This is a genomic window from Natrialba sp. INN-245 (assembly GCF_009807105.1).
In the GTDB taxonomy this organism is placed as follows: Archaea; Halobacteriota; Halobacteria; order Halobacteriales; family Natrialbaceae; genus Natrarchaeobius; species Natrarchaeobius swarupiae.
Map to the genome: position 1 here is coordinate 250,090 of NZ_WUBV01000063.1, position 25,972 is coordinate 276,061.

27 protein-coding genes are annotated in these 25,972 nt (G+C 65.2%); 9 read left to right on the plus strand and 18 right to left on the minus strand.

Translation table 11 applies throughout. The features are described from left to right. Positions 1–83: 83 nt before the first annotated feature. The 10 genes from argF to GRS80_RS17790 form a co-directional block, all read right to left on the minus strand. A complete protein-coding gene (gene argF, locus GRS80_RS17745; RefSeq protein ID WP_160048710.1) occupies positions 84–995 on the minus strand; it encodes an ornithine carbamoyltransferase in 912 nt (303 codons plus the stop codon). Continuing rightward, complete coding sequence (locus GRS80_RS17750) at positions 992–2,062, minus strand: [LysW]-lysine hydrolase (RefSeq protein ID WP_160048711.1); 1,071 nt, start codon at positions 2,060–2,062, stop codon at positions 992–994. The genes argF and GRS80_RS17750 overlap by 4 nt, the downstream gene beginning before the upstream one ends. Continuing rightward, positions 2,059–3,213: an aspartate aminotransferase family protein gene (locus GRS80_RS17755; RefSeq protein ID WP_160048712.1), complete on the minus strand. Its 1,155-nt coding sequence runs from the start codon at positions 3,211–3,213 to the stop codon at positions 2,059–2,061. Before GRS80_RS17755 ends, GRS80_RS17750 begins: the two co-directional genes overlap by 4 nt. After that, positions 3,210–4,064 (minus strand): acetylglutamate/acetylaminoadipate kinase, encoded by an 855-nt coding sequence (locus GRS80_RS17760; RefSeq protein ID WP_343161638.1) that lies wholly within the window; start codon positions 4,062–4,064, stop codon positions 3,210–3,212. The genes GRS80_RS17755 and GRS80_RS17760 overlap by 4 nt, the downstream gene beginning before the upstream one ends. 114 nt (positions 4,065–4,178) lie before the next feature. Then, the gene (argC, locus tag GRS80_RS17765; protein ID WP_160048713.1) at positions 4,179–5,261 is read right to left on the minus strand and encodes an N-acetyl-gamma-glutamyl-phosphate reductase; all 1,083 of its coding nucleotides are present in this window, start codon (positions 5,259–5,261) and stop codon (positions 4,179–4,181) included. Then, the gene (gene lysX / locus GRS80_RS17770) at positions 5,261–6,139 is read right to left on the minus strand and encodes a lysine biosynthesis protein LysX (protein ID WP_343161639.1); all 879 of its coding nucleotides are present in this window, start codon (positions 6,137–6,139) and stop codon (positions 5,261–5,263) included. The genes argC and lysX overlap by 1 nt, the downstream gene beginning before the upstream one ends. 61 nt (positions 6,140–6,200) lie before the next feature. Beyond that, positions 6,201–6,365 (minus strand): lysine biosynthesis protein LysW, encoded by a 165-nt coding sequence (gene lysW / locus GRS80_RS17775; protein WP_149079790.1) that lies wholly within the window; start codon positions 6,363–6,365, stop codon positions 6,201–6,203. A gap of 183 nt (positions 6,366–6,548) precedes the next feature. Next, the gene (gene argH, locus GRS80_RS17780; RefSeq protein WP_160048714.1) at positions 6,549–8,105 is read right to left on the minus strand and encodes an argininosuccinate lyase; all 1,557 of its coding nucleotides are present in this window, start codon (positions 8,103–8,105) and stop codon (positions 6,549–6,551) included. Between the two features lie 2 nt (positions 8,106–8,107). Next, a complete protein-coding gene (locus GRS80_RS17785; RefSeq protein WP_160048715.1) occupies positions 8,108–9,292 on the minus strand; it encodes an argininosuccinate synthase in 1,185 nt (394 codons plus the stop codon). 352 nt (positions 9,293–9,644) lie between these two features. After that, on the minus strand, positions 9,645–10,901 hold the full coding sequence (locus GRS80_RS17790; RefSeq protein ID WP_160048716.1) for a hypothetical protein: 1,257 nt from the start codon (positions 10,899–10,901) through the stop codon (positions 9,645–9,647). Between the two features lie 240 nt (positions 10,902–11,141). Here GRS80_RS17790 and GRS80_RS17795 point away from each other — a divergent pair, with 240 nt between their 5' ends. Beyond that, positions 11,142–11,642, plus strand: a complete 501-nt coding sequence (locus tag GRS80_RS17795; protein WP_343161640.1) for a 2'-5' RNA ligase family protein — start codon at positions 11,142–11,144, stop codon at positions 11,640–11,642. A gap of 49 nt (positions 11,643–11,691) precedes the next feature. Here GRS80_RS17795 and GRS80_RS17800 read toward each other — a convergent pair whose 3' ends face one another. Beyond that, positions 11,692–13,866 carry an ATP-dependent DNA helicase gene (locus tag GRS80_RS17800; RefSeq protein WP_343161641.1) on the minus strand — a complete coding sequence of 725 codons (2,175 nt, stop codon included), beginning with the start codon at positions 13,864–13,866 and terminating at the stop codon, positions 11,692–11,694. 135 nt (positions 13,867–14,001) lie between these two features. Here GRS80_RS17800 and GRS80_RS17805 point away from each other — a divergent pair, with 135 nt between their 5' ends. The 3 genes from GRS80_RS17805 (at position 14,002) to GRS80_RS20990 (ending at position 15,731) form a co-directional block, all read left to right on the plus strand. After that, positions 14,002–14,409, plus strand: a complete 408-nt coding sequence (locus tag GRS80_RS17805; protein WP_160048717.1) for a hypothetical protein — start codon at positions 14,002–14,004, stop codon at positions 14,407–14,409. 181 nt (positions 14,410–14,590) lie between these two features. Further along, positions 14,591–15,115, plus strand: a complete 525-nt coding sequence (locus GRS80_RS17810) for a metallophosphoesterase (RefSeq protein WP_160048718.1) — start codon at positions 14,591–14,593, stop codon at positions 15,113–15,115. Between the two features lie 484 nt (positions 15,116–15,599). Further along, complete coding sequence (locus GRS80_RS20990; RefSeq protein ID WP_255455301.1) at positions 15,600–15,731, plus strand: hypothetical protein; 132 nt, start codon at positions 15,600–15,602, stop codon at positions 15,729–15,731. Between the two features lie 75 nt (positions 15,732–15,806). Here GRS80_RS20990 and GRS80_RS17815 read toward each other — a convergent pair whose 3' ends face one another. Then, positions 15,807–17,102, minus strand: coding sequence for an MFS transporter (locus GRS80_RS17815; protein ID WP_160048719.1), 1,296 nt, complete (start codon positions 17,100–17,102; stop codon positions 15,807–15,809). Between the two features lie 180 nt (positions 17,103–17,282). Continuing rightward, on the minus strand, positions 17,283–18,305 hold the full coding sequence (locus GRS80_RS17820; protein WP_160048720.1) for a GntG family PLP-dependent aldolase: 1,023 nt from the start codon (positions 18,303–18,305) through the stop codon (positions 17,283–17,285). 250 nt (positions 18,306–18,555) lie between these two features. Between GRS80_RS17820 and GRS80_RS17825 the strand changes: the two genes are divergently transcribed. Then, positions 18,556–19,167 (plus strand): class I SAM-dependent methyltransferase, encoded by a 612-nt coding sequence (locus tag GRS80_RS17825; protein ID WP_235019801.1) that lies wholly within the window; start codon positions 18,556–18,558, stop codon positions 19,165–19,167. Between the two features lie 39 nt (positions 19,168–19,206). Here GRS80_RS17825 and GRS80_RS17830 read toward each other — a convergent pair whose 3' ends face one another. Then, positions 19,207–19,854 (minus strand): helix-turn-helix domain-containing protein, encoded by a 648-nt coding sequence (locus GRS80_RS17830; protein ID WP_160048722.1) that lies wholly within the window; start codon positions 19,852–19,854, stop codon positions 19,207–19,209. A gap of 85 nt (positions 19,855–19,939) precedes the next feature. On the opposite strand from GRS80_RS17830, the gene GRS80_RS17835 reads away from it, so the two are divergent. From GRS80_RS17835 to GRS80_RS17850, 4 genes are all read left to right on the plus strand, one after another. After that, positions 19,940–20,965 carry a DUF6176 family protein gene (locus GRS80_RS17835; protein WP_200840418.1) on the plus strand — a complete coding sequence of 342 codons (1,026 nt, stop codon included), beginning with the start codon at positions 19,940–19,942 and terminating at the stop codon, positions 20,963–20,965. Positions 20,966–21,041: 76 nt separating this feature from the next. Beyond that, positions 21,042–21,275: a hypothetical protein gene (locus GRS80_RS17840; RefSeq protein WP_160048723.1), complete on the plus strand. Its 234-nt coding sequence runs from the start codon at positions 21,042–21,044 to the stop codon at positions 21,273–21,275. 100 nt (positions 21,276–21,375) lie between these two features. After that, complete coding sequence (locus tag GRS80_RS17845; protein ID WP_160048724.1) at positions 21,376–22,485, plus strand: aminopeptidase; 1,110 nt, start codon at positions 21,376–21,378, stop codon at positions 22,483–22,485. Between the two features lie 406 nt (positions 22,486–22,891). Continuing rightward, positions 22,892–23,308 carry a universal stress protein gene (locus GRS80_RS17850; protein WP_160048725.1) on the plus strand — a complete coding sequence of 139 codons (417 nt, stop codon included), beginning with the start codon at positions 22,892–22,894 and terminating at the stop codon, positions 23,306–23,308. Positions 23,309–23,341: 33 nt separating this feature from the next. On the opposite strand, the gene GRS80_RS17855 is transcribed toward GRS80_RS17850, so the two are convergent. Genes GRS80_RS17855 through GRS80_RS17870 form a run of 4 tightly spaced genes read right to left on the minus strand, consistent with a single transcriptional unit; the run spans position 23,342 to position 25,892 of the window. Then, positions 23,342–23,869, minus strand: a complete 528-nt coding sequence (locus GRS80_RS17855; protein WP_343161642.1) for a hypothetical protein — start codon at positions 23,867–23,869, stop codon at positions 23,342–23,344. Positions 23,870–23,926: 57 nt separating this feature from the next. After that, a complete protein-coding gene (locus GRS80_RS17860; RefSeq protein ID WP_160048726.1) occupies positions 23,927–24,646 on the minus strand; it encodes a dienelactone hydrolase family protein in 720 nt (239 codons plus the stop codon). Beyond that, a complete protein-coding gene (locus tag GRS80_RS17865) occupies positions 24,643–25,266 on the minus strand; it encodes a VOC family protein (RefSeq protein WP_160048727.1) in 624 nt (207 codons plus the stop codon). Before GRS80_RS17865 ends, GRS80_RS17860 begins: the two co-directional genes overlap by 4 nt. 5 nt (positions 25,267–25,271) lie before the next feature. Further along, positions 25,272–25,892, minus strand: a complete 621-nt coding sequence (locus tag GRS80_RS17870) for an NAD(P)/FAD-dependent oxidoreductase (protein WP_149079773.1) — start codon at positions 25,890–25,892, stop codon at positions 25,272–25,274. Positions 25,893–25,972 lie beyond the last annotated feature (80 nt).

Sequence of the window (25,972 nt, forward strand, 5' to 3'; positions counted from 1 at the left end):
AAAGCTGCTGTTGGGTCGTGGTAGACGCCGTTTACCGTCGATATCGTCCCGCCGGATCAGCCGGTGAAGTTCTCGAGTGTAGGTTACTCGAGCAGCCAGCTCAAAAGCGCCTTCTGTGCGTGCAGTCGGTTCTCGGCCTGGTCGAAGACGATCGACCGATCGCCCTCGACGACGGCGTCGGTGATCTCCTCGCCGCGGTGGGCGGGTAGACAGTGCATAACCGACGCGTCGGGGACGTGTGAGAGCAGTTCGTCGTTTACCTGGAACCCCTCGAAATCGTTCATTCGAACGTCGCGTTCGTCCTCCTGGCCCATGCTGATCCAGACGTCGGTGTAGATGACGTCCGCACCGTCGACCGCCTCGACGGGGTCGGCCGTCGTCGCCGGCTCGCCGCCGAGTTCTCGAGCGCGCTCTCTGACGGCGTCGTCGACTTCGTAGCCCGCCGGCGTCGCCACGGTCAGGTCGATACCGGCGAGTGCGGCCCCGATCGCGAACGACTGGGCGACGTTGTTGCCGTCGCCAACCCAGGCGACCGACACATCTTCAAACCCGCCGTTGTGCTCGCGGATCGTCAGCAGATCCGCCAGCGTCTGGCAGGGGTGGGCGTCGTCGGTGAGCCCGTTAACGATCGGCACCGAGGCGTACTCGGCGAGCACCTCGATGTTGTGGTGTTTGAACACGCGGGCCATCACTGCGTCGACGTACCGCGAGAGCGTCCGCGAGGTGTCTTTCAGCGGCTCGCCGTGGCCGAGCTGGATGTCGTCCTCGCCGAGGAAGACCGCGTGGCCGCCGAGCTGGGTCATCCCCGTCTCGAAGGAGACGCGGGTCCGGGTGCTCGGCTTCTGGAATATCATTCCGAGGGTCTGACCCTCCAGATCCTCGTGATCCTCACCGTTTTCCTGTGCGTCCTTGTACGTCTCCGCGCGGTCTAGGACCGCGAACAGTTCGTCTCTCGAGAGGTCGTCGATCTCGAGGAAGTGGCGTGGCTGTGTCATGCGTCGTCACCTCGTAGCGTCTTCGCCACTCGCTCGAGGATCTCGACCGACCGGTCGAACTCCGCAAGCGAGAGGCGTTCGTCGGGAGCGTGGTCGAGCTCGGAGTTGCCCGGCCCGTAAGTCACCATCGGACAGTCCCACGCCCCGGCGTAGATGTTCATGTCGCTGGTGCCGGTCTTTCGGACCAGGCGCGGATCGTCGCCAACCGCTCGGATTGCGACGCGGAAGGCCCGTGCGACCTCCGTTCGCGGGCTCATCATCACGGGCGGGACCTTGTCCTTCCAGGTGACGGTCCCGACCTCGAGTTCGGCCTCCGCGGCCTCGCGGACGGTCTCGACGTCGAGAGTGGGCGGGACCCGAAGCTGGACGGCCATCGTCGTCTCGACGGAGAGCCCGTCCTCGCTGATGCCGCCTTCAATGTCGACGGGCTTGGTCGTCACCTGCTCGAAGACGGGTTCGTACTCGCCGGCTTCGAAGTGATCCTCGACGGCCGACCACCAGCTGACGGCGTGTTGAATCGCGTTCGGGTCCGGGCGAGAGGTGTGACCGGATTCGCTCGTCGCGACGTACGTGCCGGCGATCAGTCCACGATACCCCAGCGTAATCCCGTCGGCCCCGGAGGGTTCGCCGTTGACGACGGCCGCCGGCGCGGTGTCTCGATCGTCGACCAGATAGCGCGAGCCACGCGAGTCGATCTCCTCGCCGACGACGCCGACGAACGAGACGCCCGTGCGGACGGCAGCCGCTGCCATCGCGACGAGTGGCCCCGTCGCATCGACGCTGCCACGGCCCCAGAGGATCTCGTCGTCGCCCGTCTCTTCGACCTCGACGGGAATCTCACCCGGAACGGTGTCGACGTGTGAGGTAAGTAGGACGGAGTCGTCTGCCGGCGCGCGGACGTTTCCGACGGCGTCGATCCAGACCTTGCGGTCGTGGGCCTCGAAGAAGTCGACCAGCCGTTGTGCCGCCTCGCGTTCCTCGCCCGACGGCGAGGGGATCGAGACGAGATCGACGAGCAACTCGCGGGCGTCCTCGAGCGAAACCTCTCCTTCCATCGTCGCGCTCATTGGTCGGCGTTCGTGTCAGGTGCGATGACCGCACTCAGTGCCTCGATGAGCTGATCTGCGTGCGATTCGTCGATCACGAGCGGCGGGAGCAATCGCAGGACGGTCCGTCCCGCGGGCAGCGCCAGTACCTGGTGTTCGAGCGCCAGGTCGCGGGCGATGCGGTTCGCGCCGCGTTTCAGTTCGATGCCGATCAACAGCCCCTCACCGCGGACCTCGCGGATCTCGTCGCCGAGTGCAGCCTCGAGTTCCGTCGTGAGGTACTCGCCTATCTCGGCGGCGTTTGCGGGAACGTCCTCCTCGACGAGCGTCGAGATGGTCGCGTGGACGGCCGCGGTGACGACGGGCCCGCCGCTGAACGTGGCGTTGTGGGAAGCCGCGCCGTCGGCGATCCAATCCTGTACTGCGACCGCGCCGACGGGGAGGCCGTTACCCAGCCCCTTCGCCGTCGTGAGGATGTCGGGCGTGACACCCGCGTTCTCGCAGGCCCACATCGAACCCGTCCGGCCCATGCCGGTCTGGACCTCGTCCAAGACGAGCGCCGCGCCCGCCTCGTCGGTCAGTTCGCGGGCAGTCTCGAGGTAGCCCGTCGGCGGGACGTTGATCCCGCCTTCGCCTTGGATCGGCTCGAGGATGACCGCAGCCGTCTCCTCGTCCACCGCGTCGGCGAGTTCCTCGCTATCGCCGTAGGGGACAAACTCGACGTCGCCGGCCAGGGGCTCGAAGGGTTTCTTGTACGTGTCCTTCCAGGTGGCCGCGAGCGCACCCATCGTCCGCCCGTGGAACGAGCGGGTGGCGGCGACGATCTTCGACTCGCCGGTCGCCGAGCGCGCGAACTTCAGTGCAGCCTCGTTGGCCTCGGTCCCGGAGTTACAGAACCAGGCCGACTCGAGTTCGTCGGGCGTCGCTGCGACGAGGGAAGCGTAGGCGTTCTCGCGTGCCTCGACGGGGAACGAAGAGTCGACGAACGTCAGCTTCTCGACCTGTTCCTGGACGGTCTCTACGACCGCGGGATGGGAGTGACCCAGCGGCGTACAGGCGAAACTCGCCCCGGCGTCGACGTACTCGGTGCCGTCGCCGGTGTAGAGAGACGCCCCCTCGCCGCGTTCGATGGGAATGGGCTTGCCGCCGGAGACGAAATCGTGGTCGCTCATTGGGTTACCTCCGTTTCAGTATCTAACACGCCGGGCTCGAGCGTCGTTCCCTCGCCGGCGAGCGCGCTCGTGATCGGGTCGTCGGCGTTCGCCGTCGCGACGGTGACCGACGCCGCGCCGCCCTCGAGGGCTTCCTCGGCGGCCATGACCTTCTTCGTCATGAAGCCTTCTGCAGCCTCCTCGACGGCTGCGAACTCCTCGGGCGTCGCCGCCGAATCGATCTTCGTCGACTCGTCGTCGGGATCCTCGTAGATTCCCGAAACGTCCGTGAGGACGACCAGATCTGCCTCGAGCGCCCCTGCAATCGCCGCAGCGGCGCGGTCGGCGTCGGCGTTGACCGCGGTGTACTCGCCGTCTTTCTCTTGGCCCAACACGGGTACCGAGACGACGGGCGTGTACCCGCCCGCGAGGACGGTCTCGAGCAGGTCCGCGTTGACCGACTCGATCGTACCCGAGTGGTCGCCACGCTTGATCTTCTTCTTGCCGTCTTCTTTCACGCGAACGGCGGATTTGCGCTTGCCCTCGAGTAACTTTCCGTCCGTACCCGAGAGACCGACCGCGTTCACGCCCTCGTTCTGGAGCGACTCGACGAGGTCCGTGTTGAGTTTGCCCGGCATGACCATCTTGAAGACGTCCATCGTCTCCTCGTCGGTGAATCGCCCGACGACGCCGCCGGGGGTCTCGACGTAGGTCGGTTCCTGACCGAGCTCCTCGAGCGTCTCGTCGACAGCGGTCGAACCGCCGTGGGTCAACACGACGTCCTCGCCGTCTTCGACGAGGCTCGCGACGTCCGCGAGTGCACCTTCGGGGTCGACGGCGCGAGCGCCGCCGATCTTGACGACCACGGTCACTCCGGACACCTCCGTTCCCTGTCTGCTCGCGGGCGAAGCCCGCTCGCACGGCTCGAGGGACGCGTGCGTCCCTCGTTGCTTTCGATCGCGTTCGCTCTCGAAAAGACCGCCATTTCAGGGTGCCCCCACGGGGTGGAGTCCCGTAAACTCGAGTCCGGCTGTCTCCTCGAAACCGAGCGCGATGTTGGCGGCGTGGACCGCCTGCCCGGCCGACCCCTTCATCATGTTGTCGATCGCCGAGAAGACGACGACGCGCTTGTTGCTCGGGTCGAGTTCGAATCCGACCTCCGCTACGTTGGTCCCGGCGACTGCCTTCGGCTCCGGATAGCGGTAGACGCCGGATCCGCCGGCAGCCATGCGGACGAACGGTTCGTCCTCGTACGCGCCGCGGTAGGCTTTCCAGAGGTCGCCCTTCGAGACCGGCCCCGACGGGAAGACGTGGCTGGTCGCGCTCGCGCCGCGAACCATGTCTACGGCGTGGCACGTGAATGCCACCGAGGTGTCGAGGAACTGTTCGATCTCGGCCTCGTGGCGGTGGCCCGTCGGTGCGTAGGGGCGGACGACGCCCGACCGTTCCGGGTGCGAGGAGGCGTCGCCGCCGCCGGCCCCTCCTTCGGAGGAGCCGACTTTCACGTCGACGACGATCTGCTGGTCGCCGTCGACGATACCCGCCTCGACGAGCGGGTAGAGTCCGAGAATGGTCGCGGTAGCGTTACAGCCGCCACCGGCGACGAGCTCGGCACCCTCGAGGTTCTCTCGATTGATTTCGGGGAGCGCGTACTCCGCCTTCGCTAAGTACTCGGGTGCGTCGTGGCCGTCGTACCACTCCTCGTACTGCGCTTCGGTGTTCAGCCGGAAGTCCGCCGAGAGGTCGACGACCGTATCCGCAACGTCGAAGAAGTCGTCGATCTGGCTCATCGAGACGCCGTGGGGCGTCGCGGCGAACAGCACGTCGACGCTCTCAGGGTCGTCTGGTTCCGTAAACCGGAGGTCCGTCCCGCGAAGCGGCGGATGGACGGAGCCGACGCTCTTGCCGGCTTTCGACCGGCTCGTGACCTCGGCGATCTCGACGTTGGGGTGGCTCGCGAGGAGCCGAAGCAGTTCGCCGCCCACGAAGCCGGAGCCGCCGATGATGCTCGCGGTGACTGTCTCGCCGCCCGTAGCGTCGGACCCATCGGCGTCGGTGTCGACGGCCATCAGGTGGTCACCTCGAGTTCGCCGTCGGCCGCGGCGGTTGCTTTCTTCTCGAGCCAGTCGACGACGGTGGCCGCGACGTCGGTCTCGACGGCGCTATCCAGCGCTTTGAACTCGACGGTGTGGTTGACCTCGTGGACGGTGTAATCGTCGCCCGTCTCCATGAGGTCGATGCCGAGCAATCCGCCGCCGACGGCGTCGCTCGCCGTCTCGACGAGTTCCCTCGCGCGGTCGTCGAGTTCGAAGACGTCCGTCTCGGCGCCTTTCGCGGCGTTCGTGATCCAGTGGTCCGAGGATCGGACCATCGCGGCGATCGGCTCGCCGTCGGTCGCGACCACGCGGATGTCACGACCGGGCTTCTCGACGAACTCCTGGATGTAGAACACCTTGTGCTCGTAGTGGCCGAGCGTCGCCTTGTGCTCTAGGATCGCTTCGGCGGCGTCTGGCGAGTCGATTTTCGCCATCAGGCGTCCCCAGGAGCCGACGACGGGCTTGAGGACGCAGGGATACCCGAACTCCTCGATGGCGTCCATCGCGGTCTCTTTCGTGAACGCGACTTTCGTCGCGGGTGTCGGAACGCCGGCTCGCTCGAGCGCGAGGCTATTTTTCACCTTGTCCGCACAGATCTCCGCGGTCTCGTGGCTGTTGACCACGGGGATGCCGTACGCCTCGAGGAACTGCGTGGCGTAGAGGCTCCGACTCGTGGCGAGACAGCGGTCGACGACGACGTCGAGGTCGACGAACTCCTCGGGGACCTCGCCGATGTCGAAGCCGTGTTTGCGGACGTCGATCTTCTCGACCTCGTGGTCGCGCTCGCGAAGCTCGTTCAAAAGGAGCTTCTCGTCCTTGCGGATTCGGGAGTAGAGTATTCCTACCTTCACTCGAACCACCCCTGGTGTCCGGAGTGTCTACGGGGGATGTGTACTGTGACCGTCTGCAAGGTCACTCACCCCAGTCCTCTTCGAGCTCCGGGGCTCGCTCGAGGACTGGCGGCTCGGTATCGACGACTTCCAGCTCGGCGCCACACGTGGTACAGTCAACGATCTCTCCACTCTCCAGATCGTCGTGCAGGGACACCTCGGCCCCACACTCGACGCATTCGGTCATTGTACTCGCAACTGAGAGCCCGGTGTCCTTAAAGGCTTCGAACTTAACAGCAAAGTTATACTATCTGCACTCCGCTCTAACGGACCGCTGACGCCATTTCACCGCAGTTCTACTTTGACATATCATTTAGAATTTGTATTGTCCCCTCGCGGGGGTCGTCGCCGCGGTCGTGGACCGACGAACTCACACATAGCCGTTCACCTCGGCACGAAGCGTCTGATGGGCTGCCTCGAGTGCTTCGGCTCGCGTCTCGAGGGCGGTTTCGTCGGCCGTGAGATCCTCGCGGGTGCCGGCGAGTTGCGACTCGACCTCGTCGGGTGCTGGTCCGCCACGCGAGTTGCGACTCGCGACGCTCTCGACGGGATCGAGGGCGGTCTCGACCGCCTCGAGGTCGACGACCGACTCGAGCGGTTCCTCGAGGACCGTTCCCGCGGCCGCCGCGATGGCGTCGAGATCCGATTCGTCGGTGTCGTCGTCTTCGAGTCGTTCGGCCGCGCTCGCGACGATCTCGTGGGCCGTCCGGAACGGGAGTCCGTTCGCGGCCAGCAGGTCGGCGACGCCGGTCGCCGTCGAGAACCCGTCGCCGGCCTCGGCCGCGAGCGCCGCGTCTTCCCACTCGGCCGTGGCGACCGCGCCGGCCGCGACGGAACTCGCTTCCGCCACCTCGTCGACGGTCTTCCAGGCGTGGGGCGTCGCCCGCTGGAGGTCACGGTTGTACGCACGTGGGAGTCCCTTGAGCGTCGTCGTCAGCCCCTGGACCTCGCCCGCCGCATCGCCCGCGACGGCGCGGACGAGCTCAAGCGTGTCCGGATTCTTCTTCTGGGGCATGATCGACGACGTCGAGGAGTAGTCGTCCGAGAGGGAAACGAAGCCGCGGTTCGCGAAGACGATCACGTCCTCGGCGAGCCCCGACAGGGTCGTCGCGTGTGTCGACAGCGCCTGGGTCGTCTCGAGCAGGAAATCCCGGCTCGAGGCGGCGTCCATCGAGTTCTCGACGACCCCCTCGAAGCCGAGCAACTCGGCCGTGCGTTCGCGGTCGACGTCGAACGTCGTCCCCGCGAACGCGGCCGCGCCCAGCGGCGACTCGTTGATCCGCTCGTAGGCGTCAAGCAACCGTTCGGTATCGCGGCGAACCGCGGACTCGTAGGAACTGGCCCAGTGAGCGACCGTCGTCGGCTGGGCCGGCTGGAGGTGTGTGTAGCCGGGCATGATCGTCTCGGTGTGCGCTGTGGCGGTCTCGAGTAGCGCCTCGCGGAGCGCGAGCGTCGCCTCGATCGCCGCCAGGACGTCCTCGCGGAGGCGATACCGGATACACGCGGCGACCTCGTCGTTTCTCGAGCGTGCGGTGTGCATCTTCCCACCGTCGGCACCGATCCGTTCGATAACCCCGGTCTCGATCGCCTCGTGGACGTCCTCGCCGTCGGGCAACGAGCCGTGGCCGTCGACTTCGATCGCGTCGAGTGCGGTCAGGATCTCGCCGGCGACGTCGTCGTCGACGATCCCCTGCTCGGCGAGCATCACGACGTGTGCACGGTCGACCTCGAGGTCCGCCTCGAAAATTCGTTCGTCGGCTGCGAGCGAGGAGAGAAAGCTCCGAGCGGGGCCGCCGCTGAACCGGTCCCGACGGACGACGCCGTCGTGGTCTCCGCCGTCGGTCGCGATCCGACGGCTCGTCTCGCTGTCGGTCGCAGTTGTTGGTTCGAAACCGGCCCCTCCATCGTGAGCGCTCTCCTCGGTCATCGTTACTCGTCCCCGTCGATCACGCTGTTCGCGAGACGGCGCTGGAAGCCGTGGTACTTCGCGACGCCCGTCGCATCCTCCTGATCGATCTTGCCGACCGACTCCGTGTCGAAGGAGGCGTGTTCGGCCGAGTACGCGGCGTACTCGCTGTCGCGGGCGACCGCACGAGCCTGGCCGCCTTCGAAGCGGATCGTCACCGTGCCGGTGACGCGTTTCTGGGTCTCGTCGATGAACCCCTCGAGTGCGCTCACGAGCGGTGCGTCGACCAGTCCTTCGTAGCCTTTCTTCGACCAGCGCTGGTCGATCAGCTGTTTGAACTCGCGTTCCTCCTGGGTGAGGACGAGCCCCTCGAGTGCCTCGTGGGCGTTGAGCAGCGTCGTCGCCGCGGGGTGTTCGTAGTTCTCACGAACTTTGAGCCCGAGCATGCGGTCTTCCATCGAGTCGGTCCGACCGACGCCGTAAGCGCCAGCGACCTCGTTCAAGTGCTGGATGAGCGCGACCGGCTCCATCTCCTCGCCGTCGACGGCGATCGGATACCCCTCCTCGAAGCTGATCTCGATCTCCTCGGTCTCGCCGGATGGGTCCTGAGTCCACTCGTAGATCTCGGCCGGCGGGACGTAGTTCGGATCCTCGAGTTCGTCGCCCTCGACCGAGCGACTCCAGAGGTTGGTGTCGATCGACCAGTCGCCGCCGCTTCCCCCTTCGACGGGGAGGTCGCGCTCGTCGGCGTACTCCTGTTCCCACTCGCGGGTGAGACCGAGTTCGCGCACCGGCGCGATGACCTCGAGATCCGAGTCGCGCCAGACGGCCTCGAACCGGAGCTGGTCGTTTCCTTTGCCCGTACAGCCGTGAGCGATGCCGGTACAGTCCTGTTCCTCGGCGACCTCGAGGATCGCCTTCGCGATCACGGGACGTGCAAGCGCCGTGCCAAGTGGGTAACCCTGGTACGTCGCGTTCGCGCGCACGCCATCGAGACAGAGATCCGCGAACTCGTCTTTGGCGTCGACAACGTAGTGTTCCAGATCGAGTGCTGCCGCGGTCTCTTCGGCCTCGTCGAACTCTTCGGCTGGCTGTCCAACGTCCACCGTCACGCCGATAACCTCGTCGTATCCGTACTCCTCCTCGAGCAATGGGACACAGACCGTCGTATCCAGTCCGCCCGAGAACGCAAGTGCCACGCGTGTCATGTCGTACTCGAGTGAAACGCCAGGACGGTATTAAGTTCGTTGGTTTGAGTTTAGAATTTTAATGTTAGAGCGGTTGCTGGTTGAAAATTAGCCACTTTCCGAAATCGTGGAAACGATCGAACGAACGACGATGGAGAGGTATGTAGTACGGGCTCAACGAGCCCGCCGCCGCGGTCGCCGCGATCGCGGTGGAGAGACGGTCCCGTCGGTATCCACACCGGCAGATACGGTTCCGACGGGCCGGACCATTGTCGACGGGTTGTAAACGGGGCGTATTAAATCCTGTTATCCGGAGTCCACCAGGAGTTTCGATTCGGTGGTGGCCATTCGTGTGATGGCGAACGGGGTGAGGTCAGTTCACTTCCTCATCGTCCGGAAGCGAGAGGACGTTCTCCCGGCCGATCCGGAAGACCTCGACCTCGTCGTCCTCCCGAAGCCCGCTGACGACCTGGCTCGTTTTCGCCTCGGTCCAGTCAAGCTCGGCGACGATCTCCTGTTGTTTGATCCGCCCGCCACGTTGCTCGAGCAGCCGGAGCACGCGCTCTTCGTTGCTCAGCAGTTCGTCCGGCGGGCCGGCTGTTTGACTGCCGGGCTCGTCGGACTCGACCGGCACTCTCGCCTGCTGTGCTGGACCGTTGCCCGGTGAGTAGCTGACTCCGTCCGCCCGGTGTCTGATCGCCCAGCCAATCGCGGCGGCGGCCACCAACAGCGCGAGCGCACCCGCAACTGCGAGCCACGGCATCGATGGGCTCTCTTCGGGTTCGACCGGTTCCTCCGTTCCTTCCGCGTTCTCGATGAGCACGATCAGTGGCTGTTCGTCGGTGAATTCGGTGCCGTCGCCGTCCCAAAAGATCGACCCCTCCGGCGGATCGTCCGGCGAGGGATCGGCCTCTCGAACGACGTATCCGTCGGGCCAGAAGAACTGCAACGTCGTGTCGTCGACGAGCGTAAAGCCGGCGAGTGCGTCCCCCGCTTCGATACGGTTGATCTCGACGTGGGAGAACGACGACCACTCGAACGTAAACTCGACATGACCGAGGTTCCGCGGTGCCGAACTGGTATCCGTCTCGACCTCGACGTTCGAGATCTCCATCTCCCGGTCGGTCCGGTTTTGTCCTTCCTCGAGAATGTCGTTCCAATCGGAGTGTTCGTTCGACGCGTACTCCTCGGAATTCTCCTCGACGTCGTCCCGAAGGCGCTCCCAGTTCTGCGTCGAGTCGTTCTCGAAGCGGTAGTCGACGACGAACGTCGCCGAGGTGTTCTCGTGGAGGAAGACGTCGATGTGTACCTCCTCGGCACTATCGAGCTGGGCGCTCTCGTTGAGGCCGTCGTCGCTCCCCTCCTCGGGATCGGTTTCGTTGACTGGCGCGTCTCCGTCGTCGGTCTCGTTGGTCGGACCGTCCCCGTTTTCAGTCTCGTTATTCGGACTCTCGTCCCCGTCGTCGATTTCGTCGTCTGCGGCCTGTTGTTCGTCGTCTGCGGTCTCCTGAAACGCGGCGCTCCCCGTGCCGACGTCCGCCACCACAGCAGAAGACGCCGCCGGAACGGCCGCGATCAGGCACCCGACCACCACGAGCACGCCAAGGGCCCGTAGCCCCCTCACGTCCATTATGTGAGTATGTCGTAGCCGACTAAATAGGTCTTTCCGACGCCGACGGCTGGTGGTTTTTATCAGCTCGGATCCGTGCGAACGATTGGCAGTGGGTCGTGAACTACTCGCACCGAATACGTTCGTTCCAATCGAACGGAACCGGGTATCTGTCCGGAGATGATCGTCTCGAGGCGTCGCCCCGATACCTGTCACGACAGAGCGGAGGACTGATATCTCGGGCGGCCCTACCATAACCGAGTGTACAGCGTCAACGTACCGGTTCCGGGACGCGTCCGCACCCTGGCGAACGAACTCTATCCCGAACTCGTCGGATTCGAGACCGTCCGCGAGGACCACTCCTGTCTGCTCAAGCGCCTCGGTGACGCCGATCACGTCGCCCAGTTACAGCATCGCGCCCACCGCGCACTCGAGGGCACACCGGCCGTCGAGGCCCGGATCGCGCGTATCGACTACTTTTCGGACCCGCCGCTCGGATCGGCACCGGTCGTCTACCTCGCCGTCGAGAGCCCCGGCCTCGAGGCGATCCACGCCGATCTCGTCGACATCTTCGAGACGGTCGACGGACTCGAGGGCCCCGAGTACGTCCCACACGTCACGCTCGCCCGCGGTGGCGAGGAGTCCGCGGCCAGACGACTCGCGGATCGCGAGATCGAGCCGATCTCCTGGACGGTCACCGAACTCGAGTTCTGGGACGGGACGTACAAACTGCCCGTAAGTCGCGTCTCGCTGCCCGCTTGATACCTTCTCGAGACGGTCGTGAGTGCTGGCGTCGCGTGCGCGCGTCCGATCAGGGTGACGGCGGATCTCCGTCGTAGCCGTCGTGGTCGGCGTAGAAGTTCAACATCGCGAACTTGAGCTTGGTCGGATCGATGTCGAGTAACTCCTCGCGTTCCTCGTGGGGAAAGCTCCCGTTGACACTGTACTTGCCGAGATCGGACTTCGCCTCTCGAGAGTAGCGAGCGTCGAGGAGGGCGCGAACGCCGACGTCGTCGGGCGAGCGTATCACGCGTCCAAGCGCCTGTCTCGTCTTCCGGACGGTCGGAATCTCGACGGCGTAGCGCCACCCCGTCTCTGTTCCCTCGAACGCGGCGTCGTAGGCCTCCTGGACCGCCTCCGCGCGGTCGTCAAGATGCGGGTAGGGAACGCCGACGACGAGCACTGTGCGGGCGTCGTCGCCGTCGAAACTCACGCCCTCGGCGAGCGTTCCCCACAGCGACGTACAGAGAACGGCCCCGTCGTCGTCGACGAACTCCTGGCGAATCTCCTCGGCGGACGTTCCCGGCTCGTCCAGATAGACGGCTACGTCGCCGGCGCGACGCTCGAGGCGCTCTGCGTACCGACTCGCTTCGCCGTAGTTGGGAAAGAAGACGAGCGTGTTTCCGGGGGTCATCCGGACGGCGTCGTGGATCGTTCCGGTGACTTCCTCCTGGACTGCTGGATCGTCCCGATCCGAGGAGAAAAGCGGCGGCGTCTCGACGGCGTACGTCCGCCGGTTCTCCGGCGGGAACTGGAGCCCGTAGGCCATCGTCACTGCCTCCTCGAGTCCCAGGACGTCCTCGGTGACGTCGAACGGCTGGAGCGTCGCGCTCATCAACACTGTGGCGTACACCTCCTCGAAGAGCTCTCCCGTCACCTGTCGCGGCAGGCAGGTGTAGAGCTCCGCGCGGCCGTAGACCTCGTCCGTGCCGGCGTCGCGGGTCACCGAGACGACCGGGTACAGCCCTTCCTTCGAGCCCTCGTTCATCCAGGCGCTGACGAACGCCGCAGCCTGGAGGGTCTGACACTCCGTTCGCGTCGCCGTCTCCCCCTCGCGATAGGCCTCCTCGTACTCCTCGTCTAGGTCCTGACCGAGGTTCATCGCGGCCTCTAAGTCGGCGTCGATGCCCCGTCCCGAGTACCGTTGTAAGAACTCGAGGGTGAGGTCGTCCTTGCGGTTCTCGTTGGCGATGGGGACGTCCTCCCAGTTCTCGCCGATTCCCCCTCGATCACCGAAGCCGAACGATTCCTCGTAGGTCTCGACGAGCGCACGGTGGAACGCCGAAACGACGTTCGCGGCGTCTTCTGCACGTGGGTCGGCGGTCTCGGCGAGTTCGTCGAGCGCCGACTCGAACGTCCGCTCCGAGCACGTCCGCGTCGCGTGTTCGCGAGCGGCGTCCTCGACGTTGTGGGCCTCGTCGAAGACGGCGATCACGTCCTCGGGGTCGCGGCCGAGCCAGCGGAAGAACTGTTCTCGAATGGTGGAATCGAGCAGGTGGTGGTAGTTACAGACGACCAGGTCGACGCCCTCGATCCCCTCTTTCAGGAGCTCGTAGCCACAGAACTCGCTTCGCTCGGCCCGCTCGAAGATCTCCTCGGGCGTGCGGACGTCCTCGTAGAGCCAGGCGAAGAAGTCGTCCGTCCCCTCGGTCAGGTTGTTCCGGTAGTACTCACAGACGTTCTGTTCCTCGAGATCTGCGAGGCGCTCCTCGATCGACTCGAGTTCGTCCATCACCGCCGAGCGGGCGTCGGCCGCGCCGCCGTCGCCCTCCTGGCTCTCCGCTAGGAGTTCCCGCTGTCGGCGCTCGAGTTGGTCGCGGTCGCGTTCGGCGTCGACGACCGCACGGGTGTTGTCCCGCAGCGCCTGACACTCCTCGTAGCCGACGTCGATGTGACACATCGACGACTTCCCCTTGAAGACGATCGCACGGATCGACTCCTCGGCGGTGATCGCGCGGGCCTCGGCGACGAACTGGCGCATCTGTTGGTGGACGTCCGTCGTGATGACGACCGTCTTGTCCTGTTCGTGGGCGACCTCGAGTGCGGGGGCGAGCGACGAGAGGGTCTTTCCCGTCCCGCAGGCACCCTCGAAGAGAACGTCTTGGCCGCGAACCAGCGTGTTGTAGATCCGGTCCATCGCCTCGAGCTGGTTCTCGTAGGGCTGCTCGTAGGGGAAAAACCGCATGTAGCCGCTCGTCTCGGACACGATGGGTGAATTGGTTCCCGCTACGATAAAAGCGTTCGTCTCACTCGAGTCCTATGGTGGGCGCCGTGATACCGACGCGCACGGCCAGCACCTGCCCGGTCTATCGATTTATCCCTCGAGTGCTTCGCCCCGACTATGCCCATCCCCGGCTACGATTCCGGCACCGTCGCGGAGTTCACACTCGAGCGCGCGGGCGCACGATTGGACGTCGTCGCGGGCGTCGTCCCGGAGCACGTCGGCCTCGAGCCGGCCGCCGTCGATCCGCCGGCAGGCGCGCTGTCGAAACCAGTCGACCTCGTCGGTGTCGACGATTTGCGAGCGCTCGAGGCGATCCGCGTCGAACTCGTCTACGATCCGGCGGGGCTCCCGCCGGGAGCGAGTCCGACCGACGTCGCGGTGGGCGTCGAGACCGAGGAGGGTTGGTCACCGCTCAGGTCCGCAGTCGACCTCGAGGAAACGACGGTGACCGCGGTTTCGAACGACCGGCCGCCGGGAACGACGGTCGTCGCGATCCACGACGAGACCGCGGGTGAACCGGCCTAACCGTCGGATCCGTTTCCGTTCTGGGTAAACAGACCCCTTCGTTTCCGCTCGAGACCGGGTTCGTTTCTCCGTCGTGTTCCCGACGCGAGCGGCGTCAGCCCGGCGCGAACTCGGCGGTGTCAACGAACGCTGGCGAGTCGAAACGAAAAGGAACGTCACTACCGGGCCCCAAACCGAGAGCATGATCGCCATCTTCTCGGATACGCACAGTCCCCGCGGCCACGAACTCGAGGGCGAGGCACTTTCCGCCGCTCGAGAGGCCGACGTCGTGATCCACGCCGGCGATTTTACCAGTGTGTCGGCGCTCGAGGCGTTCCAGGCCGAGTGCGACCGGCTGTTCGCCGTCCACGGCAACGCCGACAGCGCGGCCGTCCGCGACCGCCTGCCGACGGCCCGGACCGTCGACGAGGAGGGAGTTCGGTTCGCCGTCACCCACCGACGCGAGGGTGGGGCGACCGGTCTGTCGATGTTCGGCCGCTCGCGCGATGCCGACGTCGTCGTCTCCGGACACACCCATCGCCCGACGCTGGTCGAGACCGACGACGTGGTGCTCGTCAACCCCGGCAGTCACGCCCAACCCCGCGGAAACAGGCTGGGTTTTGCCGTCCTCGAGAGCCGACCGGACGGGTTCGAGATCGAACTCCGCCAGCCCGGCGGGACGCCGATCGACGCAATCGACCGCTCCCGAAACGGGAGTTCCGACTGATGCGGTTTCCTGTCAGTCAGTGCCGCCCGGATCGTGGGTGCGCCGGCACATCGGTACAGGAATCCGTGTAAAACGATTCAGAACGAACGTGACCCGTGAGCAAACACCGGTTACTATACGCGGTAGAAAACCCGTCAGCAGCCTATAGGGAGGGCAAACGCGTCAGCGGGGTCCACAGGCGGGTGGGACGTCGACCGGGTCGAACGGGCGTGGAGGGCGTTTGGGTGGGTGATGGAGGGTACCCCGATCTCGGCGACCAGGGCCGCCGGGGACCGGACGACACCCACTCTCGGCTACGTCGTCGGTTTCAATATAAGCGACGTAAGCTCAAAAACCGGTTTTACCTATCGAGATCGACACCCACAGAGCGGTCGACATCTGTCCCGTCGAGTCGAACGTGGGCCGAGACGGGCCGGCCACGTCTCGTCCGATCGTTCGAGACGCGTCGAAACGATTTTGCACGCGGGGGCGGTACCAGTCTCCCATGTTCGAGTTCATCCCAGACGATCCGGTCATTATCGCGATCGTCCTGATCCTGCTCTCGCTCGTCTTCTTTTCGTACTTGCTGCTTCGGCGGACGATCCTCGAGTTTCGCGAAGGAATGGACGGTCGGTAGCGGGATCGGTCTCCGTTCGCCACGCAACGGTTGCGGATCCGGTCGCCGGTAACCCCTCAGGCGATGGGTCCCGTTCTACGCGCCGACGGCGCCGTCGTTACCCGGGCTGAACGCGACACCGAGTGCGACCATGAAGACGCCCACTGTCCCCAATGCGACGAACGCGGGGACGTAACTCCCGGTCACGTCCCTGATTCCGCCGACGACCGATGGGCCGATCGCCGCGACCATATATCCGATTCCCATCCCCATCGTCGCGAGTCGATCAGTGGTCGACCCGTCGGCCGCGAGGTCGATCGGGAGCGTGAGCGCGATCGTGAACAGTCCGCCGCTCCCGGAGCCGAGAACCGCCACGAGAAGCCAGGGATACGTCGAGGGGGCAACGCCGATCGCGACGAGGCTCGCAGCCGTTGCGCTTCCCATCCCGAAAATCCACGGTCGACGGTCGGAGACCCGGTCTCCGAACAGCATGAACAGGCCCATTCCGACGACTTGTGTCAGCGTAAACGTCGTCAGCAGAAAGCCGGCGAAGGACTCGTCCCAGCCGAGCGCGACGTATCGCGGCGCTAACCAGGTGAGCCCGGAGTAGAAAATCGTCGACGCGCAGACGAAAAAGAGCGTGACCGCCCACGCGATCGGACTCCGCCAGGGGAGACGTTGTGGCGCATCGACCCCGTTCCCGGAACCGCTTCGACTTCCGCGAACCAGTGGAACGAGAACGACGGCGGCAGCGACGGCGAGCACCGCCCAGCTCGCAAGCGCCATCGTCCACGAGCCGCCGATCTGGTAAACCGGAACAGTCAGTCCCGCGGCCAGGGTGGCCCCGACCGCCAGACTGATCGAGTAGACGCCGGTCGCGAACGCGGCCCGGTCCGGAAAGTACTCGTTGACGAGCGCCGGCAACAGCGTCTGCCCGACGGCGATTGCGATCCCCACGACGATCGTCGTCACGAACAGGATCGCAACGCTGTCTCCGGCGATCCGCGCGGCGGTCGCGAGTCCCACGAGGACGATCGCCCAGAACAGTCCACGTTCACGACCATATTGGGCGATCCGAGGCGTCAGAAACGCGAACAGTCCCATACAGAACATCGGGATCGTCGTCAGGAGGCTCACGGCCGTATACGACAGCGCCAGATCGGCTCGAATCACCTCGAGCACCGGCGGGACGGACGCGATCGCTGGCCGAAGGTTGAGTGCGGCCAGTACGAACGCGGTCAACACCAAGACGACAGACACGTCGTGATCGGCGGCTCCGCGATCGGTCATCGCCACCTCGCGACCGATCGTTGGGCTCTCGCCGACTCGAGTCTCCGACGCCGTCTCGCCCTCGTACGGAAGGGAACGGCGTCCACCGGACGATCGGTCCATACTCGGTGTTCGCTCATACGTTGGTATGAATAACCACCACACAAAAATATCGCGCAGACGTGTCGTTCTCGCTTCAGGAAATATCGTCTCCTCGGGGTATCGAACCGGATTTTACTCCAGGGATCTCCATTACACATCGGATCTCGGCTACATCTCACGTTCGATCTGCGTCTGACCGCTCTACGTTTCAACCGCCGCCTCGACGCGCTCTATCGCTCGTTCGACGTCGTCGTGGGAGACGTCCCGGTGCGTGCAAAACCGGATCGTTGTCGGGCCGAACGGCGTCGCCAGCACGTCGCGCTCGCGGAGACGGTCGAGGACGGCGTCGACGTCGAGTCCCGTCTCGGAGACGTCTCCGAGGACGATGTTCGTCTCCGGCGTCTGGACCTCGAGCCCATCGACATTCGCCAGCCCGTCGGCGAGGACGCGCGCGTTCTCGTGATCGGCCTCGAGGTCGTCGACGTTCTCGAGCGCGCGGAGGCCGGGGGCGGCGACGACGCCGACCTGTCGCATTCCGCCGCCGAACAGTTTCCGCGTCCGACGCGCCCGTTCGACGAATTCCGCGGGACCGGCGAGCATCGAGCCGATCGGCGCGCCGAGACCCTTCGAGAGACAGAACATGACGGAATCGACGTGTTGGGTGATCTCCGTGACCGAAACCTCGAGCGCGACGGCGGCGTTGAACACGCGCGCGCCGTCGAGATGAACCGGGACGTCGCGTTCGTGGGCCGCGTCGGCTGCGGTTTCGATCTGCTCGGGTGTGATCGCGACGCCGCCTCTCGCGTTGTGCGTGTTCTCGAGGCAGAGCAAGCCGGTTCCGGGCCGATGGAGGTCCTCCTCGACGTATGCCGATTCGATCTGTTGGGGTGTCGGAATCCCCCTGGCGCCGCCGTCGACGGTTCGCACCTGGAGGCCAGCGTGCTGGGCTAGACCGCCGAGTTCGTACTTGTAGACGTGACTCTCGCGCTCGACGAGCGCCTCCTGACCGGGCTCGGTGTGGACATGGGCCGCGATCTGATTGCCCATCGTACCGGTCGGGACGAACAGCGCGGCTTCCTTCCCGACCGCTTTTGCGGCCCGGCGCTCGAGGTCGTCGACGGTCGGGTCCTCGCCGTAGACGTCGTCGCCGACTGCGGCGTCCCGGGACGCCTCGCGCATCGCCTCGTCGGGTTTCGTCACCGTATCCGAACGCAGATCGATCATGGCCGCCGTAGCGGCCCGACGAGCAAATAGCCCGCGGTCGCCGGAGAGCGGACGGGGGTTCCAGTTGCTCGAGACGACCGCCGTTCGGTTGCCAGCGATCCCTATATAAATACACGATAGATTTCGTGAGTAGATACACCACGATTTCGACTCGAGTATCTGTATGGCCAGCCGAACATCGAACGCGACGACCGAGGGGGAACCGACCGACTCGACGGCGTACGACGACCACCTCGAGCGAAGTCGGACGATGTGGGACCGGTGGAGCGACTACTACCGTCTGAGCGAGCGGGACTTCGAACCGATGCGCGAGGCTGCGATCGACGAACTGGGACTCGAGCCGGGCGACCGGGTCCTCGATATCGGCTGCGGACCAGGGGTCAACTTCGAGCGGGTCCGTCAGGACATCGGCGACGACGGAACGCTCGTCGCCGTCGATTACAGCCCCGAGATGGTCGAGAAGGCACGAGATCGGATCGACCGTCACGGCTGGGAGAACGTCGAGGTCCGCCGTGCGGACGCAACGACGGTCGAGTTCGAGGAGCGCTTCGACGCGGCAATCGCCACGCTCTCGATGAGCGTGATGCCGGACGTTCGCGAGGCGGTCGAGAACGTTCACCGACACCTCACTCCCGGAGCCCCGTTGGCAGTAATCGACATCGGACCCATCCCCGAGGGGCCTGCACGGATCGCGAACCCGTTTCTCCGGCGGTTTCTCCGCTGGTACGCCAACTGGAATCCCGACGGCGACGTCCCCGCTTCCGTCGCCGCGGTGTTCGCGGTGAGCGAACTCGTCGACAGATTCTTCCTCGAGACGTGTTACACCCTCCTCGCTCGAAAAGCGGACGTCGGTGGTGACTGACGGTATCCAGACGCCGTGACCCACCCGAAGCGAACCGAATCACAGCTGCGTCTCGAGCGTTCGCCCGACAACGTTGGCCTCGCCGCGACGGACCAGTTCCGACGCCGTCGAGACCGCACAATCCAGTTTCGCCGCGACTGCCTCGATCCCGTTTCGTCGCGGAATCTCGTAGAAGCCGACGTCGCGGGCGGCCTCGAGTGCCTCGAGTTGGCGATCGGAGACGGGCGTCTCGGCGACCGTCACGGAGTCGCTCACCCAGAGGACGTCGGCGATCACGCCCGTCGACAGCTCCTCGAGGACGTCGGTGAGATCCGCCGGGTGGCCGACGACCGTCAGTCGGATCGTTCGATCGGCGCGAAGCTCGATCGGCGGCACGACGACGACCGTCTCCTGGGCGAGCGCGTTCAGTAACGACAGTCCTTCGGACTCGAGTTCCCGACGGAGATACACGAAAAAGCCGTCGTCCGTGGGCGTGATGTCGTACTCCCGGACGCCCTCGAGGTCCGCGAGGACCGACTCGTACGCGGATGGCTCGCCGGTGACGAACGAGGTGATCGTCTCGACGCCGTCGACCGACTGCCCGCCGAGGACGACCTCCCGCTCGAGTTCGGGGGAGTCACAGATCGCCGCGTGGATCGGCGAGAGCGTTTCCTCGTCGTGTGCGAGGGACACGTGCATCGACTTCATCGCCTCTCGAGATGGACTCTTAATATATAAAACACCGATGTGTTTCGTGATTAATCCGATTTCCGTTCGGTCTCTCCTCTCGGGTATGACGGAAAGCTCCCGAGGATGGCGGCGGTACGGACTCGTGGCTGGAATCGCGACACTTGCCGGTGTGTTCCTCTGGCGTCGGTTCCGATCGAGTGGGCGTGATTCGACGACGGCGGGCGACGATCTCGGTTCGGTCGCGGTCGATGACGGTGTCGGTTCGGAGGCGGTCGACGACGAGGTCGTCACGGAGCGCCACGCGGCCGCGTTCCTCGTCCGACGACGGCTCGATGCGGACGGACTCGATGCAGATGCGCTCGAGGGGATCGTCGCCGAGGTGCGGCGCCGGTGTGCCGAGGACGATCCCGACTGGTTGCTTGGCGTCGATGCGGCGACGACGGCGTCGTTGTTCGTCGATCGAACGGACCAGCCCGAACTCGTCTGGTACGTCGAGGTTCCACGTTCCGTGACCGCAACGTGGGACGACCCGGAGACGGTGCTCGCCGATGCGTTCCCCGTCGACCACGACGCGGTACGTCCGGAGACGGAACCGGTGGACCGGGAGATGATCGTTCACGCCGTCCACCCGAACCGGCCGCGAGCGATCGAACCGACCGACCGAGCGGTGCTCGCTGGCCCGGAACTCGCGTCGGAACGGACGGTCGACGTCGAACTGGTCCGGATGGACCTCAACTCGGGGCTCCCGGGGCGGTTCGCCGACTGGATGGCGTCGCTCTCGCGGCGGGTGATCGAGGGCGAACTGGAGCTTGGCCCGATCGAAACGTGGAGTCAGGCGATGATCGAGGCGGAGGAAATGTACACGGAGTCGGTCTTTCTCGAGCGACGACCGGACGGCTACTCACTTCTTCAGTACATGGAAACCGAAGAGATGGAACACGTCTACGACGTCTACTACGACACCTGGAACCCCGTCGCCCGAATCTCCGAGGTCGTCCTCGGTCGGATACTCGCGAACCCGGACGACGTCCTCAGCTATCCGCTCGAAACCGAGTTCGAGCCCCTGGCGCACGCGGTCGATCCGGACAGATTCCGCCGCCCGTCGAAGTCCGCGGAGTCGGTAGAGTAAGTGTGTCGACACCCGTTCGGCCGGGAATCGACCGCCGACCGAAAACTGGACGACGATCGGGACGGACGGTGAACTCGTGACCGAACCCGAATCCGGGGACTCGAGTGTGAACACCCCTCTCCGGGTCGTCTCCGTCCTCCGTCTCGCAGCGATCGCCCTGGTGATCGCCGGTTTCACCGGCTGGGTGCTCGAGGACGACGCGCTCGCCCTCGAGTCGCCGTACACCCTCGCCTTCGCTGCGGGAGTCGTCTGTGCGCTGGCCTCGATCTACCTCGGACTCTTCCTGGCGAACCGTGGCGAAAGCCGATAGCCGAGCCGTCGGGAGTCGCCTCGAGTGATCTCGCGTCCAGCCGGTCGCCGCGAGTCGCCGATTCGAAAACGGTATCCGCCCGCTCGAAGACCTGTGTGACATGGACCCGCGCATTCGCGAACATGCCGAGATCATTGCCACCCACTCGGTCGATCTCGAGGAGGGAGACAACGTCGTCGTCGACGCCCACCCCGTCGCCGAGGACCTGGTCGTCGCCCTCCACGAGGTGATCGGCGACCGGGGAGCGAACCCGGTGACGACGAGCCAGCGGACCGGCAAACGACAGCAGCGTGCGTACCTTCGGGCTGCGGGCGACGAAAGCGAGACTCCCGATTTCGATACCCCGGAACACGAACTCGCGCTCATCGAGCAGACGGACGTCTACATCGCGATCCGGGCGAGCGACAACGTGACCCAGACTGCGGACGTCGACCCAGAGACCAGCGCGGCGTACAGTCAGGCCCACCGACCGATCTTAGAGGAACGGCTCTCGAAGCGCTGGTGTCTGACCCAGTTCCCCGCGCCGGCGAACGCCCAGCTCGCCGAAATGAGCACGGAGGGCTACGAGAACTTCGTCTGGGACGCCGTCAACAAAGACTGGGAGGCCCAGCGCGACCACCAGGAAAACATGGTCGAGATCCTCGACCCGGCCGACGAGATTCGGATCAAAAGCGGCGACACGACCGACGTAACCATGTCACTGTCGGGCAATCCGACGATCAACGACCACGGCGAGCACAACCTCCCTGGTGGCGAGGTCTTCACTGCCCCCGTCCCCGACAGCGTCGAGGGCGAGGTGCTGTTCGACATGCCGCTCTATCACCAGGGTCGGGAGATCACGGACGTCTTCCTCGAGTTCGAGGGCGGCGAGGTCGTGAGCCACTCCGCGGCGAAAAACGAGGACGTCCTCACCGAGGTGCTGAACACCGACGACGGCGCTCGGCGGCTGGGCGAACTCGGCATCGGGATGAACCGCGACATCGACCAGTTCACGTACAACATGCTGTTCGACGAGAAGATGGGCGACACCGTCCACATGGCAGTCGGTCGTGCCTACGACGACACTGTCGGCGAGGACAATGAGCAAAACGACTCCGCCGTCCACGTCGACATGATCGTCGACATGAGCGAGGACTCGTTCATCGAGGTCGACGGCGAAGTGGTGCAACGCGACGGGACCTTCCAGTTCGAAGATGGATTCGAACGGTAATCGCGCGAGTACCGGAGTGATACGGACCGCCGTCCGTCAGTTTCGGCGCGACCGAGGCAGTCTTGCGGTCGCACCAAAAGTATAATATTTCTGATGTCAAAACCTCTCTGTGACAACCAGCAAACGGTTATACAGGTGGAGGCGTTACCGCGACGAGCATCCACGAGCGGAGCGAGTGGTTCACCGCCGGAGCGGGCATCGCCCGCGAAGGCGGCTTTTTAGCGTAGATTTTTGGAGGAGCGGTGAGCGAGTGACGCGAGCGAACCCGACGAGAAAAAGGTACTTGCGCAGGAATAGCTCTACGATACTCTCGTCACACCGACACACCGTCACAGCAGTCCGTCCGAATTGTCGAGCGACTGGATTCGTCGATATATTTTAGCCTCGAGCAGTGCTATCCGGTATCATGACAGTTCTCGTCGCGTTCGACGGCTCCACGCCGGCGCGGAAAGCGGCCGAACACGCGTTCGCGACCTATCCGGACGAAGATATCGTCCTGTTGCGCGTCGCCGAGGCAGCGAGCGGATCGACGACCGCAGGCATCGATCTCGCGAGGGAGTATCTCAAAGACCGTCGGGACGAGATCGCCGAGAAGGGGTTCGACGAGGTTCCCGAGTTCGAGAACCCCGACGACGTCGAGTTCAGGACCGAGGTAACGGTCGGCCAACCGGCCCGAGAGATCGTCGCGTTCGCCGAGGAGCACGACGTCGACCACGTTATCCTGGGTAGCCACGGCCGGAGCGGTGTCTCTCGCGTATTGCTCGGAAGCGTCGCCGAACGGGTCGTCCGGCGATCGCCGGTTCCGGTCACCGTCGTTCGCTGACCTGCCGGACCCATGGGTCTCACCATCGGGCGATCAGTGCGTCGCTGACCCGTCGGTGTCCTCGAGGACGACGACTTCGCCGTACTGAATCGCGGGCTGGTGCTCGCAGATGTAGGTCGCCATCTCGGGTCGTGCGACGAACTCGAGGGTCGCGGTCGCGCCGGTATCCTCGCTGACGCCGGTCGCGTACTCGTCGACCACTTCACCCTCGTCGTCGTGGATCGCCAGGTTGTGCTTGACGCCATCCTGGTTCGTCCAGGTGAGCTCGTACTCGCGGCCCTCGGTTAGCACCAGCGTCGGGTTCTCGATCCGATCGACGTGGTCGGGGGAGACGCCGACCCAGCCGCCGACGTAGCCGTCGAGTCGAATTTCGTCGACGTTCGCCCACGCGCCGGGGTCGGTCTCGCCTTCGCTCGCGGTCGCCTCGGCGACGTCGACGACCGGTTCCTCAGTGTCACCTCCGTCCTCACGCTCCTCGCTCAGACAGCCCGCGACGGCCGCGGCAAGCGCGAGGGTCGCAGTCGACAGGAACGCACGTCTGTCCGCCGGGTGTGAGGCCACGACACACCGTACGTGACCGAACGGCATAAGAGGGGGTTCGGTCTCGATGCGTGACAGTTAATCGTCTTCGTCCGTGAGCAGGTCGTCGACCATCCCCGACACGAACTCGAGTTCGTTCTCGTTGACGCCGTGGCCCATCCCCTCGTAGATGCGCTCGGTGACGTCGGCACCGAGGGATTCGAGGACGGACGTCGTCTCGCGGACGCGTTCGAGCGGAATGTGTGGGTCGACGTCGCTACAGCCGACGAACACGGGGGTCCCCTCGAGGTCGCCGTCGGCGCTTTGCTCCGACGAGCCCTCGTTCGTCTCGCTCGCGGAGACGCCGTCGGTCTCGAGGTAGTCGTCGTGGTCGATCGACTCGCCGATGAGACCGCCGCTAAGCGCAGCCACCCCGCCGTAGCGACGCGGGTTGCGCGCGACGAACTCGGTTCCGAGACAGCCGCCCTGCGAGAAGCCGACGACCATCGCGCGTTCGGCCGGAATCCCGGCGTCGTCTGCGTCCTCGAGCGCGCTGGCGATCGTCTGCAGCCCCGAGGTTCGCCCGGGTTCGTTCGTCTCGACGGGCTGGAGAAACGAGTTCGGGTACCACTGGCGACCCGCCGCCTGTGGCGCGAGCAACGCGACGCCCTCGCGGTGAATCTCGGTTCCCATCCCGAGGATGCTCTCTGCGGTCGCGCCGCGGCCGTGGACGAGCACGACCGCCGCCTCGGCCTCCTCGAGGGGCGTGCCGGCCGACAGGAGCGACTGGTCCTGGTGTGGCCTCTCGTCCGCGCTCATTCGACACCACCGACGCCGGCGCTGGCGTCGGGGAGGTCGTGTTCGATCACCTCGAGGCCGAGTTCTTCGATCGCCCCGCGGAGGTGTTCGTCTTTGGCGTAGTCGGCTCCGTCGGCCTCGCGGAGTTCCTGTGCCGTGGCGAGCACCTCGCCGCGGCGGTCGTCGGGAATCTCGTACTTGTCGGTGCTGAGTTCGATCACGAGCCCGTTGTTGTCGTTCGTGTAGATCGAGTGGAAGATCCCCCGATCGAAGACGTTGTAGCGGTGACCCGCGTGCTCGAGTGACTCCATGACGTCCTCGTACTCCTCGGGGTCGACGCTGAAACAGAGGTGGTGGACGGCCCCGACGCCGCCGCGCTGGCCGCGGCGATTGGAGGGGCGGTCGTCGCTGACGAAGAACGTCAGGATGCGCCCGTCGCCGGTGTCGAAGAAGAGATGGGTCTGGGATGGGTCGTCGAGGTTCGGCTGGCGCAACACGAGAGGCATCCCGAGGAGGTCGCGGTAGAACGCGACGGTGTCTTCCTCGTTGCTCCCCCAGATGGTGATGTGGTCAGTACCCGTCGTCTGGAAGGGGCTGTCGGGCGGTTCTGGCGTGACTGGGGTGGTAGATTCGTCGGACATCGTGGTTACTCCGCGACGACGTCGCCGAAAACGCGTTCGGCGTCTGCCGGGACGTCGAAGTCGTGGAAGTGCTCGCCGCGTACCTTCGAGAGGATGTTGAGTGCCGCGGCAGCGCCGTCGCCGACGGAAATGGCGGCCTGCCACTCCTCCGTGCGAACCATTGCACCCGTCGCGTAGACGTCCTCGACGCTCGTCTCCATCTCGACGCCGACGTCGACCACGTCGTCCGCGAACGCACACCCAAGCTCTTCGGCCAGGTCGCGGTTCGCGCCGGTCGCCAACACGACGTACGCCGCGTCGTACGTTCCGTCGTCGGTCTCGACAACGAAGCCTTCATCGGCTCGCTCTATGTCGGTTACCTCCTCGTCCTGCCGGCGCTCGGCGCCGAAGTCGTCGACCTGCTGGCGCGCCGTCGACATGAACTCGCTGCCGCCGACCGAGCCGATCCCCAGGTAGTTGAAGAGGTGGGCCTTGTGCATCCACGTCCCGTCGGCGTCGAAGACCGTCGTCTCGAGGCCGTTTTTCGCGGTAAACAGCGCGGCGCTCAGTCCGGCCGGCCCGCCGCCGACGACGATCACTGATGGCGAGTCCGCTTCGGTTTCGTCCGCACTCGTTTCGTCGCTCATACGTGGTATATCATATCCTCCCAGACGTATCAATCTAGCAGGGACCTCGAACCAACCACGTAACACTCGCGTCAGTAGTC